This window comes from Halobaculum sp. EA56, from assembly GCF_051195075.1.
Taxonomy (GTDB): Archaea; Halobacteriota; Halobacteria; order Halobacteriales; family Haloferacaceae; genus Halobaculum.
The window spans coordinates 473,077-486,082 of sequence record NZ_JBNTJX010000002.1 but is presented as its reverse complement, the minus strand read 5'-3'; the positions used below and the strand labels follow the sequence as shown (position 1 = coordinate 486,082).

Annotated in this window: 11 protein-coding genes and 1 pseudogene; 6 read left to right on the top strand and 6 right to left on the bottom strand. The window is 72.6% G+C overall.

Annotated elements, in window-relative coordinates; translation table 11 throughout:
• The coding region (locus ACQUQ1_RS05670) for a redoxin domain-containing protein (RefSeq protein WP_435063292.1) at nt 1-212 on the bottom strand (212 nt) is incomplete at its 3' end.
• Nucleotides 213-620: 408 nt separating this feature from the next.
• Nucleotides 621-1,868, bottom strand: coding sequence for a GNAT family N-acetyltransferase (locus ACQUQ1_RS05665; protein ID WP_435063291.1), 1,248 nt, complete (start codon nt 1,866-1,868; stop codon nt 621-623).
• A gap of 101 nt (nt 1,869-1,969) precedes the next feature.
• Here ACQUQ1_RS05665 and ACQUQ1_RS05660 point away from each other — a divergent pair.
• From ACQUQ1_RS05660 to ACQUQ1_RS05645, 4 genes and pseudogenes are all read left to right on the top strand, one after another.
• Nucleotides 1,970-2,191: pseudogene (locus tag ACQUQ1_RS05660) on the top strand (hypothetical protein); the annotation flags it as partial.
• A 220-nt stretch (nt 2,192-2,411) separates the two neighbouring features.
• A complete protein-coding gene (locus ACQUQ1_RS05655) occupies nt 2,412-3,749 on the top strand; it encodes an alkaline phosphatase family protein (protein ID WP_435063290.1) in 1,338 nt (445 codons plus the stop codon).
• An 84-nt stretch (nt 3,750-3,833) separates the two neighbouring features.
• Nucleotides 3,834-4,082 (top strand): hypothetical protein, encoded by a 249-nt coding sequence (locus ACQUQ1_RS05650; RefSeq protein ID WP_435063289.1) that lies wholly within the window; start codon nt 3,834-3,836, stop codon nt 4,080-4,082.
• Nucleotides 4,083-4,176: 94 nt separating this feature from the next.
• Nucleotides 4,177-5,055, top strand: a complete 879-nt coding sequence (locus ACQUQ1_RS05645) for a homoserine kinase (RefSeq protein WP_435063288.1) — start codon at nt 4,177-4,179, stop codon at nt 5,053-5,055.
• 39 nt (nt 5,056-5,094) lie between these two features.
• Here ACQUQ1_RS05645 and ACQUQ1_RS05640 read toward each other — a convergent pair whose 3' ends face one another.
• Together ACQUQ1_RS05640 and pdxS are read right to left on the bottom strand one after the other, a co-directional pair.
• On the bottom strand, nt 5,095-5,547 hold the full coding sequence (locus ACQUQ1_RS05640) for a thiol-disulfide oxidoreductase DCC family protein (protein ID WP_435063287.1): 453 nt from the start codon (nt 5,545-5,547) through the stop codon (nt 5,095-5,097).
• A gap of 255 nt (nt 5,548-5,802) precedes the next feature.
• Nucleotides 5,803-6,711, bottom strand: a complete 909-nt coding sequence (pdxS, locus tag ACQUQ1_RS05635; RefSeq protein WP_435063286.1) for a pyridoxal 5'-phosphate synthase lyase subunit PdxS — start codon at nt 6,709-6,711, stop codon at nt 5,803-5,805.
• Nucleotides 6,712-6,852: 141 nt separating this feature from the next.
• On the opposite strand from pdxS, the gene ACQUQ1_RS05630 reads away from it, so the two are divergent.
• The gene (locus ACQUQ1_RS05630; protein ID WP_435063285.1) at nt 6,853-8,763 is read left to right on the top strand and encodes a S9 family peptidase; all 1,911 of its coding nucleotides are present in this window, start codon (nt 6,853-6,855) and stop codon (nt 8,761-8,763) included.
• Nucleotides 8,764-8,827: 64 nt separating this feature from the next.
• On the opposite strand, the gene ACQUQ1_RS05625 is transcribed toward ACQUQ1_RS05630, so the two are convergent.
• Complete coding sequence (locus tag ACQUQ1_RS05625; RefSeq protein WP_435063284.1) at nt 8,828-11,176, bottom strand: hypothetical protein; 2,349 nt, start codon at nt 11,174-11,176, stop codon at nt 8,828-8,830.
• A gap of 8 nt (nt 11,177-11,184) precedes the next feature.
• Nucleotides 11,185-11,859, bottom strand: a complete 675-nt coding sequence (locus tag ACQUQ1_RS05620; protein ID WP_435063283.1) for a DUF6517 family protein — start codon at nt 11,857-11,859, stop codon at nt 11,185-11,187.
• A gap of 150 nt (nt 11,860-12,009) precedes the next feature.
• Between ACQUQ1_RS05620 and ACQUQ1_RS05615 the strand changes: the two genes are divergently transcribed.
• Nucleotides 12,010-13,005 carry a radical SAM protein gene (locus tag ACQUQ1_RS05615; RefSeq protein ID WP_435063282.1) on the top strand — a complete coding sequence of 332 codons (996 nt, stop codon included), beginning with the start codon at nt 12,010-12,012 and terminating at the stop codon, nt 13,003-13,005.
• Nucleotide 13,006 lies beyond the last annotated feature (1 nt).

Genomic DNA, 13,006 nt, shown 5'->3' with positions numbered 1-13,006 from the left:
CCGAACACGTCCACGTCCTCGGTGAGCGAGAGGAACTCGGCGTCCCGAAACCGGCAGAGGACGTCGGTACAGACGGGACTGAAGTCGAACGGGTAGAACGCGAGGACGACGGCCCCGGTGTCCGTGTAGTCGCTCAGCCGGTAGCGACGAATTCCGTCACCTTCCGTTCCGGGAAGCGCGAAATTTCCGACTGGTTCTCCTGTTTCGGTCACGTACTCGTATCGTGTTGCTAATTTAAAAATTGTATGCCGATCGGCACCGGTAAACTCACGAACGGCTCGGACTCCGTTCCCGGAACCCGCGGGTCCCGGTCGCGGACCGTCACTCCCGGGAACGCCCGATGGGGTCCCGTCGTGATCCGGCCGGAAACCGTGTCGACGCCGTGACCGGGGCTCCCCGTCCGGCCGGCTACTTGATCTGGGTCACCGTCACCGCCACCTCCGCACCGCACTCGCACCGCACCTGCGTGTCCCGGTAGCTCGTCTCCAGCCAGTCTTCGCACACCGGACAACTGATCCGTATCTGGTCGCCTCCCATGCGCCGGACACATTACTTCACCAACATTAGAGTGTCGCATGTTCTCCGCGGACGCGACGCTAAACGAACCCTCGCGGGGACGCTCAAAATCCCTCCCGAAGGTACGGCTCCGCCGGGGGGAACGCGGCAGCGAGCGTGCGTCGGGTCGTCCCGTCGACGACCGTAACGTCGCCGAGTTCGACCAGCCGGTCGACGCCGTGGGACCCGACCACGAGCCGCGTCAGGGCGCCGACGTCGAGCGAGACGGCCGCGTCTGCCCCGTCGCGGACGGCGTCGACCCGTCCGTGCCCGTCCGCGACGCGCAGGCGGTAGGTGCCGTCGTTCCACGGGCAGGTGTCGTCCGTCACGTCGACGGTGACGGCTCCCTCCGCGGCCCTCGGATAGTCGATCGTTTCGAGCGCGCCGGCGACGTCGACGACCCGGGCCATCGGGCCCGCCCGGCGCTCGGTCTCGGCCGCCCGCGGGTCGTCGAGTTCGTCGAGCAGGTGGACGTCCGGCGGCCCGACGAGACGCACGCGCTCGACCTGCGAGTCGTGGTTGCGACAGAAGCGCAGGAGCTGTCCGCGCGCCTCGCGGTCACGGAACGCCAGCTCGCTCACTTCCATCGACCTGCCGTCTTCGTCCCCGTCCTCGATCGTGTAGACGAGGTAGCCCCGGAGGTCGTCAGCCTCCCCGCTCCCGCCGACGTCGGCGTCCGCTCTCCAGCCGTAGACGTACGGATCGGTGCCCCACGACTCGAACACCCGACGGCGCCACCAGCCCTCGGTGCGGTCGAGACCGAGCGGTCCCGTGGCCCACTCGGCGTACACGTCGTCGAGGCGTTCCCAGTCGTCGGCCGACAGGCGCTCGAACTCGCCGGCAGGGTCCGCACACGCGCCGTCGAGCGCGTCGACGGGGACGACCGTCCGCGTGTAGTCGTTGACGCGAGCGTACCCGAGGCGGCGGTAGAACGGGAACTCGAAGGGCCACAGCGCCGCCAGGGGAATACCCTCGTCGCGGCACTCGCGGTGGAGGTCGGTCAGGAGCTCGCGCACGAGGCCGCGGCGGCGGTACTCCGGCGGCGACGCGACCGCCGAGACGCCGGCGACGGGACAGAACTCGCCGCGGATCCGCGCCGAGAGGTCGTAGTAGCCGCACACCGCGGCGAGGTCGGACGGGGAGGGCTCGCCGTCGCTCCCCTCCGGCACGTCGTACAGGCCGCGCGGGCGGAACGAGTCGGGGCGGCCGGGACCGTCGCGGTCGGGGTCGGGACCGCGTTCGGGGGCGAACGCGTACGCGAGGGCCGCCTCGAACGCGTCGTCGTGGGCGTCGGGGACCGGTCGAAACTCCATACAGGACGGGCCGCGTCGCCGGTGAAAGCGTTTGCGTCGCCGTGTGACCGTCCCCCACGACGAACCGCCGGGTTCTCGGTCCCGGAGGCCCGAGTCTGGGTATGGCCGAGGACACGCGCCTCCGGGACCGCCTCACCCGCGACCGAATCCTGCTCGCCGCGGTGCTAGTCGTCGGCATCGCCGGCACCGGAATCGTCCGCCGGCAGCTCGGGCTCCTCGGGTACAACGACCTGGGCCGGCTGGTGTTCGTGCTCGGCTACGGCGGGACCGTCTTCGTCGTCTGGTACGGGTGGATCCGGCCGCTCGACATCACCGGCCCGAGCGCCGGCGGGGGCGCCTCGCGAACGTACGGGAAGACCGAGGGTGAGGCTGATGACTCCCGGAGCGAGCCTCGCGGCTCCGGTACCGACGGGCACCAGGGTCCGGGGACGGACCCGGACGGCGACGGCAACTCCGAAGACGGGGCCGCGACGGACGACGCCGACCGCTAGCCGGCGCGTCCGATCCACAACACCTTCAATCGGCCCCCGCGAGTCGCCCGTCGTGTCCGACGACCACGCCGACACTGACCTCGGGGACGACGTGGGTCTCCACGACGCGCTCGAGGATCCGTCCCTCCCGGGGTGTCGCCGCGGCGACTACGTCTTCCCCGACTACGGCGGCTACTGCGTCGCGAACGTCCCCGGGACGGTCGGCGCCGCGCTCGGCGCCGACGTGGGGCGGTCCCTCCCCGACGGCGCGCTCCCCGACGGCGACTACTCGACGGTCGTCGTCGTGCTCGTCGACGGCCTCGGCTGGGACCGCTTCTCGGCCCGCCGGGGTTCCGTGCCGCTGCTCGGCTCCCTTTCGGCGGCCGGGAGGACGACGCCGCTCACCTCCGTGTACCCCTCCGAGACGGCCGCCGCGATCACGACGATGCACACCGGCGCGACGCCGGCCGAACACGGCGTCCTCGGCTGGAACGTCCGCCTCCCCGAGCGGGGACGGACCTGCGCGCCGCTCCCGTTCGTCGACCGCGACGGCGACGACCTCGCCGCGGCGACCGACGAGGCGCCGGACGCGGCCGACCTGTTCGACGCCGAGCCGGTGTACGAGCGACTCGCCGACGCCGGCGTCGAGAGCCACACGGTCCACGAGGCACGGCTCTCGGAGGGCGCCTACTCGGCGGCGACGACGGCCGGCGCGACCCGCCACGGCTGCGAGTCGCTCGCGGAGTTCGCGCTCGCGGTCCGCCGGCGGGTCGAGGCGGCCGCCGCCGGCGGCGATCCCACGTACGTGTACGCCTACTGGTCGAACGTCGACGGCGCCTCCCACGCCGAGGGGACGACCTCGGAGCTGTACGACGCGGAGCTGGAGGCGGTGTGCGGGGCCGTCGAGCGGGAACTCGCGACGGTCGACCCCGCCGCCGCCGAGGAGACGCTCCTCGTCCTCACCGCCGATCACGGTCATGTCGACGTCGACCCGTCGGCGGCGGTCGACCTCTCGACGCTCCCTGCGGTGTGGGACCGCCGCGACCGACACCCGGACGGGAGTCCGGTCCGGCCGACCGGCGGGCCGCGGAACGTCCACCTGCACCTGCGCGACGGCGCGGCCGTCGAGCGCGCCCGGGGGCGTCTCGAGGAGGCGCCGTTCGACGCGCGGGTGCTCACCGGGACCGAGGCGCTGGAGGCCGGCCTGTTCGGCCCCGGCGAGCCGTCCGACCTGCTCCGCGAGCGCGTCGGCGACCTGGTCGTGGTGCCGCGGGACCGCTCGGTGTGGTTCGGCGGCGAGTCGCGGAAGCTGGAGTTCGTCGGGACCCACGGCGGCCAGCACCCGGCCGAGCAGTACGTCCCGTTCGTCGCCGCCGGCCTCGACGAGTGGAACCGCGTTCGGGAGTCGTGACCCGCCTCGGACGGCGAGGCGGCGGGGAGAAACGAGCGAGAACGGAACGTTAATGCGGAGCCCCGGGCCTATTGCAGACAAGAGATGATCCCGCTCCAGATCGTCGACAGCTTCCTGCTCCCGTACAACGTCGGCCAGGCGCTGCTCCTCGGGTTCGTGCTGACGACGCTCGCGACGCTGCCGGTCTCGCGGAAGGCGATGGCGCTGAACACGATGCTGTTCGGCGTGATCTTCCTGCTGACGCCGCAGTCGCTCGTCCCCGTCCACTACCTCTTCCTCGGCATCGTCCTGTGCGTCGTCGGCCCGCTCGTGTTCGTCGTCTCGCGGAAGTGAGCGGGCCGTTCCGGATCGAACGACGACCGAACGGAGCGGCGTCACGGTCGCGTCGAACGTCATCCTTTTGCCCGCCGCGCCGGACCGAGGCGGCATGGTAACCGCCCGCGCGCCGGCCACCAGCGCGAACCTCGGGAGCGGCTTCGACACCTTCGGCGTCGCGCTCTCGCACCCGGCCGACACGGTGTCGGTCGAGCGCGCGGCCGAGACGACGATCGAGGTGAGCGGCGCGGGCGCGGACTTCATCCCGACCGACCCGGAGAAGAACGTCGTCGGCGCGGTCGCCGACGCGCTCGACGCCCCCGCGCGCATCCACATCGACAAGGGCGTCCGTCCCTCCTCCGGGCTCGGCTCGTCGGCCGCCTCGTCGGCGGCGGCCGCGGTGGCGCTGAACGAACTGTACGACCGCGGCTACAGCCGCCAAGACCTCGTTCCGGTCGCGGCCGAGGGCGAGGCGGTCGTCTCCGGCGAGGCGCACGCCGACAACGTCGCGCCGGCGCTGCTGGGCGGGTTCACGGTCGTCCGCAGCGACGACGGCGCCACCAGCGTCGACGCGGACCTCCCGATGGTGGCGTGCCTCCCGGAGGTGGTCGTCTCCACCCGCGACGCACGCGAGGTCGTCCCCGAGTCGGTGTCGATGGCCGACCACGTCGAGACGGTGGGCAACGCCGCGACGCTCACGGCGGGCATGTGTCGCTCGGATCCGGTGCTCGTCGGCCGCGGGATGGACGACCCGGTGGTAACGCCGGCCCGAGCGGAGCTCATCACCGGCTACGCGGGCGTCCGGGAGGCGGCGCTGTCGGCGGGCGCGACGGGCGTCACCGTCAGCGGCGCCGGCCCGAGCGTCCTCGCGGTGTGCGAACGCGGGAACCGCCGGTCGGTCGCCTCCGCGATGGTCGAGGGGTTCGCGGACGCGGGCGTCGGCGCGCGCGCCTACCAGACGTCGGTCGGTCGCGGCGCGACGGTGCTGTAGGCCCGGTCCCCGGTCTCGCTCCCGTTCCGCCCCCGACACTCACTCGAGCGACCGCTCCAGAAAGCGCTCCCTGATCTCCGGTTCCGGCACCTCGCAGGCGTCCTTCTTGCCGAACACGTAGTAGCGGTACTCGGCGACCAGATCGTACGCGGCGTCGCGGAGGCGACGCGGCACGACCCGGAACGCCCACGCGAGGTTCCAGGGGGAGTCGAGCAGGCGGGCCACGCGCAGCGCGGCGGTCGACTTCCGGTGTACGCCGTCGGCGTCGACGAGGACGAACGAGTCGTGGTCCTCGGTCGGGAGCCCGTGCTCCTCCAGGAGCGCCCGCCCGACCGGCGAGTCCAGCGGCGCGAACCGGAAGGCGCCGTGCTCGTCGTGCCGCACGAGGAAGCGGATCGCGCCGTGGCAGAGGTTGCAGACGCCGTCGAAGAGGACCACCGGACGTCGATCGGCGTCGACGTCCGCGAGCGGGCCGGCGGCGACGTCGGACATGGGCGAGGCTACGGTCCGAGGCGGTTTCAACGCCGCGACCGCGGTCGCGACGGGGTGGGCTGACAGGCGACACGGCCCGCGCGCTCCGCGGAACGGCGTGTCGCACACCCGCGTGCGCCCCGCGGCCGGTCTCAGGTCACGACGGTCGCGTCGCTCTGTCCCCGGTTTCCGATAAAAAGGCTCGCGCGGCTGTGCAGTACAGCGTGGTGCGGCACGGTGTGGCGGCGGCCGCGACCGGGGCGCCCCGCCCCCGCCTCAGACGCCGCGGCCCTGGAGCTTCTCCTCCTCGGGCATCGTCTCGTTGGCCTGGCCCTTCATGCCGGCGCCGATGCCCTTCGCGATCTCCTTGAGCGTCTCGGGGTCGTCGTAGTTGTTGACCGCCTTGACGATCGCCTCGCCCATCCTCGTCGGGTCCTCGGCGCCGAAGATCCCGGAGCCGACGAAGATGCCGTCGCAGCCGTGCTGCATCATGAGCGCGGCGTCGGCCGGCGTCGCGATGCCGCCGGCGGCGAAGTTGACGACCGGGAGGCGGCCCATCTCGGCCGTCTCGTGGACGAGTTCGCGGGGCGCCTCGTTCTTCCGGGCCCACTCGTCGCGCTCCTCATAGTTCATGCCCGAGAGCTTGCGGATGGAGCGCTGGATGCTCCGCTGGTGGGTGACCGCCTGGTTCACGTCGCCCGTGCCGGCCTCTCCCTTCGTGCGGATCATCGCGGCGCCCTCGTCGATGCGCCGGAGCGCCTCGCCGAGGTTCCGGGCGCCGCAGACGAACGGCGCGGTGAAGTCGCGCTTGTCGATGTGGTAGCGCTCGTCGGCGGTCGTGAGCACCTCCGACTCGTCGATCATGTCGGCGCCGGCGGCCTCGAGGATCTGCGCCTCGGCGGTGTGGCCGATGCGACACTTGCCCATCACCGGGATGGAGACCTCGTCGGTGACCTCCTCGAGCTTGCCGGGGTCGGCCATCCGCGCGACGCCGCCGCGCTTGCGGATGTCCGCGGGGACGGACTCGAGGTGCATGACGGCGACCGCGCCGGCGTCCTCGGCGATCCGCGCCTGCTCGCGGTCGACGACGTCCATGATGACGCCGCCCTTCTGCATCCGTGCGAAGCCGCGCTTCACGAGGTCGGTCCCCCGTCGAAGCTCCTCCAGGTCGGTCTCCTCGGTCATACCTTCGCTTGCGGGTGTGCGTACGTAACGGTTGTCCTTCACCCCGCCCTCGGGCGTCTCGCGTGCCGCCGGCGGCCCGCGATCGGCCGTTCCGCGTGCCGCGACCCGGAGCTACAAGCCCCGCGGGCGCGACCCGCTCCCGTGTACCGACGAGACCTCCGCGACACCCGGGCGGACGACCTGCTGGCGGCGATGGCGAGCGCCGACGCGGTCGTGCAGGCGGCCCCCGGACCGGACGGCGACCGCATCGCCTACGCGAAGACCCGCGAGGGACAGACGGACCTGTGGCTGTGGGACGGCGGGACGGACACCCGCCTGACGAGCGAGGGGATCACCGCCCAGCGGTACGGCCGCGGCGACCCCGCGTGGTTCGACTGGCACCCCGACGGCGACGAGGTGGCGTTCCTCTCGGCGGAGGGGTCGCTCTCGACCGTCGACGTGGCGACGGGCCGCGTCGAGACGCTGACGGGCTACGACGAGCCGGACCTCGGGCTGGCGTACGGTCCCGACGGCGACGAACTCGCGGTCGTCACCGACCACTTCTCGCGGGCGTCGCTCGCGCTCGTCGCCGCCGACGGCTCCCGCGTCGAGTCGCTCGCGGACGACGAGTACCTGTACGGCGACCCGGCTGTCGCCGACGACGGCACAGTGTACGCCGCCCGCGCCGAGCACAGGCACCTGTTCGACTACGAGGCGGACCTCGTGGCCGTGGACCGCGGCGGCGACGCGGCGGGCGCGGCCGGCGGCGGCACCGACGCGGGAGCGGACGCCGTCCGCGAGGTGTTCGCGGCGGAGGGCGTCCGCGTACAGAACGTCCGTCCGCGACCCGACTCGACGGAGGTGGCGTTCGTCCACGACGGGTCCGGATTCGACGCGGTGTACGTCGTCGACGGCGCGGCCGCCGACACCGCGGGCGCCGACCCCGAGGAGCTGTACGCGGTCGCGGGCGCCGAGGTGGCCGACCCCGCCTGGAGCCCGTCGGGGAAGACCCTCGCGGTGACGGTCACCCGGGAGGCCCGCGCGGACGTCCACGTCGTCGACCGCGACGGCTTCGCCGACGAGCTGACCGACGACGACGCCTTCCACACCGCGCCCCGGTGGCGCGACGGCGACGTGCTCGCGGTCCGCGACACGCCCCACGACCCGCCGGCCGTGTGGAACGTCTCCGCGGGCGAGCGGGCGACGCCGGGCGCCTCGCCCGACTTCGGCGCGCGGATCCCCGACCCCGAGACGGTCGCCTACGAGTCGGGCGACGGGGAGATACAGGCGGTCGTCTACCCGCCCGCGGACGACGCCGACGACGGGTCCGTCCCGGTGCTGGTGAAGGCCCACGGCGGGCCGACCTCCTTCGACCGCTTCCGCTTCGACCACCGTGCGGCCTACCTCGCGGCGCTCGGCTACTGCGTGATCCTCCCGAACTACCGCGGCAGCGACGGCTACGGCCGCGCGTTCCGGATGGCGAACGACCGCGACTGGGGCGGCGGCGACCTCGACGACGTGGTCCGCGCGGCCGACGCCGCGGCGGCGGCGTACGATGCCGTCGACGGCGACCGCGCGGGCATCTACGGCGGCTCCGGCGGCGGGCTGATGACGGTTAACGCGCTCGGGAACTCCGACCGCTTCCGCGCCGGCGCCGCCTTCTACGGCGTCTACGACTACGAGACGTTCCTCGACGACACCGACGACGTCGGCTGGCAGCTCATGAAGCGCGAGCTGGGCGACGTCGCCACCGACCTGGAGAACTACCGGGAGGCCTCCCCGATCCGGCACGTCGAGGACATCGAGGCCCCGCTGCTCGTGCTCCACGGCGAGGACGACGCCCGCGTGCCCATCAGTCAGTCGGAGCAACTCTGTGACGAACTGGAGCGGCACGGCAAGCGCTTCGAGTTCCGGCGCTACGAGGGCGAGCCCCACGGCTTCGGCGACCGGGAGAACGTCGTCGACGCCTACACGCGCGTCGCCGACCTGTTCGCGAAGTACCTCCGGGTCGACCCCGACGACGGGAGCAGCCGCCCGCACCCCACGGACGAGCCCGACCGGACGTCGAACTGAGCCGGGCGGGGCGGGAGGACGCGTCGCCGCGGCCTCCGACTCGGCCGTCGGCGCCGCACGTCAGTCAGCCGTCGGCGTCGAGCGCCTGGTCGATCCGCTTTTCCACCTGCGGAAGGCGCCGCTCGACCAGGCCCGGGAGCCGCCCCGGCAGGTCGTCCCGGTTCCGTTCGAGCGCGTCCGTCAGCGCCTCGGTCCGCTGCCGGAGGCCGCGGAGGCGGTTGTCGGCCCCCTCGGCGTTCCCCGCCCGGGCCGCCTCGTTCGCGCGCTTCGCGGCCGTCGTCGTCGCCTCCAGCGCCCGCAGGAGGCCGGTGAGGCCGTTCGATCCGCCGCCCCCGCCGTTGCCGCCGTCGCCGGCGTTGCCGTTCCCGGTGTCGTCGCCGGCCGCCTCGGCCGCGGCCGCCAGCACGTCGTCGACGACGTCCGCGGCGGTCCCCTCCTGTTCGGCGGTGCTGTCGGGCACGCCGACCTCGTCGATACCGTCGGCGTCGCCGTCCTCGAAGACCGTCGCCTGCGCGGTCGTCTCCGTGAGGATCGTGAGCAGGAACGACGCGAGCGACGCCTTCCCGGTCCGGGCCTCCGGGATCGTCGCGGTCGACTGGTCGGCGCGGGGGTTCACCCGGAAGGCCCCGATCCCGCCCTCCTCGTCCTCGACTTCCGCGGTGTAGGCGCCCTCGCGGTGGGCGTACACCGCGACGCCGCGGTCGCCGCCGGCCGTGTCGCCGCCCTCGCCGTCGCCCGCGTCGTCGCCGTCGGCGACGCTCGGGGGGAGGCCGTCGTACACGGCCCCGGCGAAGTCGTCCTCGACGGCGACGCGGCCGACTCCCGGGGCGTCCGCCGGCGGCGACGCCCGCACCTTCACCGCGTCCTCGTTGGGCGCGACGACCACGTCGCCGTCGACGCCCGCGGTCGTCGGCTCGCCGTCCTCCTCGTGGGCGAGGCCCTGGCTGAACGGGGCCACGCCCGCACCGTTGACCGTGAGGGTGTGCTCGCCCTCGGGCACGTCCCGGAGCGCGACCACGCCGTTGAACGTCGGGACGGCCTCGGGGTCGGACTCCAGGAGGGCGATCCCCTCGACGGTCGGGTCGGCCGTGTCGACGCCGTTGCTCCCGGGCGCCTCGTCGCTGGCGGTCGCCTCCCGGAGCAGGCCGACCACGTCGCCCGCGAGGCCGGTCACGTCCAGGTCGAACCGCTCGGAGAGCGCCGAGCGGTGGCGCGGGTCGGTCACGTCGTCGACCGGGTTCGCGAACCGCGGCTGGCTCTGGGGCGTCCCGACGGTCGTGAGGTGGGAGGCGACCGCGTCCTCCGCGAAGGACGGGACCGCGAACTCGAAGCTCAGTTGCGGGCCGGCGTACTCCTCGATCCCCACGTCGGCCATCGGTTCGAGCGCGTAGTCGTGGTCCGCCTCCGCGACGCTGTCGGACCCCTCGAACGCGAACATGAGCCCCGTCTCTCGGAGGGGCAGGTCGTCCGGCGGGGAGGGGATCCCCGCGAACGACTCGACGGTGAACTCCGGGGGAACGAGGTGGTCGGCGGTGACGTTCGGGAGATCGGGGTGCTCGTACACGGGCGCGCCGTCGAGTTCCGGCACCGAGAACGGGAGCCGGTATCCCTCCCCCCGCGGGAGCCCGTACGCCGCCGGGATGTCCGCGATCGCGAGTGTGCCGTTCGAGATGTCCGCGATCTCCGTCGACACCGGGAGCCGCTCGAAGGTTTCCTCCGTCTCGTTCACGCCGAGCGCCGACGAGTGGCTCCCCACCTCGCTGATGACGCTCGCGCGCTCGGTCTCGGGGTCGAGGAACTCGTTGTTCGGCACCTTCCTGGAGTGCGCCGAGGCGACGAGCAGTGTCGGGTCGCCCGTCTCGGGGTCGCCGGAGCCCTCGCTCACGTCGAGGAAGACGTGTAGCACCTCCCAGTCGTGCCAGTGGAAGTTGACCGAGAACTGGTCGAACGCCGAGTACATCCAGTACTGGACGACGACGAGGTCGGTGTCCGGGTAGTCGACGGCGTTGTAGAACACGGTCCGGTTCGGCGGCTCGCCCGCCTCGTCGACCTCGCGGGAGTACCCGTCGAGGGCGGCGAAGCCGTCCAGCACCGACTCGCCGTCCGCGAGGTACTCGCGGGGGTCGGTCGGGAACCACCGCTCCCCGACGCCGAAGTAGAGGTCCGGGGCGTGGGCGGCCGCGAGCGTCCGGGCCCGCTCCTCGTCGACGGAGCCGGTCTCGGGCGCCTCGCCGCCGCCGATCGTCCCCGAACAACCCGCGAGCGACGACGCCCCGACCGCGCCGGCGGCCGCCAGCACCTCGCGGCGCGCGACCCCCGCGTCGGACGCCGTCGTGTCGTCCCCCTCGCCGCGGCCGCCGGCGTCGGGACCGGCGCCCCGCTCGCCGCCCGCGTCGCCCTCGGGCCCCCTCATCCGCTCCGTTACTCCCCCTCGTGGGTGACGGACCGCATCATCGTGCGCACGTCGTCGGCCTGCCCCGACAGCAGCGTGGGGTACGCCCCGACGGTGACGACGAAGTCGGCGCCGGCGCGGACGGCCTCCGAGACGTGCAGGCGCACCTCCGTCGTGACCCCCTCCGTGATGGTCGCGTCGGCGGTGAACAGCCCGACGGTCGTCTCGGTGCCCAGCACCTCGACCGTCTCCTCGCCGTCCCCCTGCAGGTTGCTGATCCCCTCGTACCGGGTGAGCATCCGCCGGGCGAGCTCGCGCGTGCTCAGCTCCCCGACGGGGTTGAGCGTCTGGCCGGCTATCTCGACCGCCGGCGTCGAGAGCGCGACGAACATCGACGCGCGGACGCGCTCGCCGAGCACCTCGGCGGCCTTGTCGTACTGCGCGAGCTGGTTCGTCACGACGACCTCGCGGGTCTGGCCGGCGACGGTGAACTCCCGGGTGATCTCCAGCGGCTCGATCCGGTACTCCTCGAACCCGGTCGACTCCAGCGTCGAGTTCGGGACGGACGCGACGCTCGCGGAGAACTCGGCGGGCTCGGAGCCGGTGATGACGCCGAGACAGCCGCTGGTCGCGCCCACGCCCCCCAGCGCGAGCGCCGCGCCGGTCCGCCGTAGGAACTGCCGCCTGCGTGCCTCTCCTGACATGGCTCCCACGTGGACGTGAAGCGGTATGAGTCTCGTGGTTGCCACACGGACCCCGAGTGCGGAGACGGACGGGCGCGACAACGGCTCACACGGACGAACCGGCGAGTATCGCACCGTTTTTGCCGCTCGGGCGGGAACGGGAGGTACCGAATGATCTCGAAGGGCTGTGAACAGTGCGCCAAGGGGGGGAAGATGGTGCTGTTCGTGTACGGCTACTGCGACCAGCGCGACTGTTTCTACTGCCCGCTCGGGGAGAACCGCAAGAACGTCACCGACGTGTACGCCAACGAGCGCCTCGTCGAGTCCGACGAGGACGTCCTCGAGGAGGCCCGGCGCATGGACGCGCTGGGCACCTCCATCACCGGCGGCGAGCCCCAGGAGGCGATGGGGAAGACGTGCCGGTACCTCCGCCTGCTGAAGGAGGAGTTCGGCGAGGACCACCACACGCACCTCTACACGGGCATCACCGGCGGCCGCGAGAACATGCGCCGGCTCTCGGAGGCCGGCCTCGACGAGATACGCTTTCACCCGCCGGTCGAGCAGTGGGGCGACCTCCACGGCACCGAGTGGGAGGACATCCTGCACGTCGCCCGCGAGGAGGGCCTCACCCCCGCCTTCGAGATACCCGGCATCCGCGCCGAGGAGGAGTTCCTGGAGTTCCTCGACGAGGGCGCCGCCGAGTTCTGCAACGTCAACGAGTTCGAGATGTCCGACGGCAACTACCGCCGGATGCAGGAGCAGGGGTTCGAACTGCAGGAGGGCCACATGTCCGCCGTCGACGGCTCGAAGGAGGCCATCCTGGAGGTCATGGGCGACCACCCGAAGGTGTACTTCTGCACCTCCGTGTTCAAGGACGCCGCCCAGCACCGCAACCGCCTCAAGCGGATGGCGCGCAACCTCCGCCGCCCGTTCGACGAGGTGACCGACGACGGCACGCTCGTGTACGGCAAGACGTACGCCGACCCCGAGCGCTTCGAGCGGCTGGAGGTCCCCGAGGAGTTCTACACCGTCAAGTCCGACCACGTCGAGGTGGCGTGGTGGCTGTTGGAGGAGATGATCGAGGAGGGCGACCTCGACGACGGCGAGGTCGTCGAGCAGTACCCCACCTACGACGGCACCGTCGTCGAGCGGACGCCGCTGGCGTGAC

Coding starts and splice junctions, on each gene's coding strand:
- ACQUQ1_RS05665 (WP_435063291.1), bottom strand. CDS start 1,868: ATGGAGTTTCGACCGGTCCCCGACGCCCACGACGACGCGTTCGAGGCG.
- ACQUQ1_RS05650 (WP_435063289.1), top strand. CDS start 3,834: ATGATCCCGCTCCAGATCGTCGACAGCTTCCTGCTCCCGTACAACGTC.
- ACQUQ1_RS05645 (WP_435063288.1), top strand. CDS start 4,177: ATGGTAACCGCCCGCGCGCCGGCCACCAGCGCGAACCTCGGGAGCGGC.
- ACQUQ1_RS05640 (WP_435063287.1), bottom strand. CDS start 5,547: ATGTCCGACGTCGCCGCCGGCCCGCTCGCGGACGTCGACGCCGATCGA.
- pdxS (WP_435063286.1), bottom strand. CDS start 6,711: ATGACCGAGGAGACCGACCTGGAGGAGCTTCGACGGGGGACCGACCTC.
- ACQUQ1_RS05625 (WP_435063284.1), bottom strand. CDS start 11,176: ATGAGGGGGCCCGAGGGCGACGCGGGCGGCGAGCGGGGCGCCGGTCCC.
- ACQUQ1_RS05620 (WP_435063283.1), bottom strand. CDS start 11,859: ATGTCAGGAGAGGCACGCAGGCGGCAGTTCCTACGGCGGACCGGCGCG.
- ACQUQ1_RS05615 (WP_435063282.1), top strand. CDS start 12,010: ATGATCTCGAAGGGCTGTGAACAGTGCGCCAAGGGGGGGAAGATGGTG.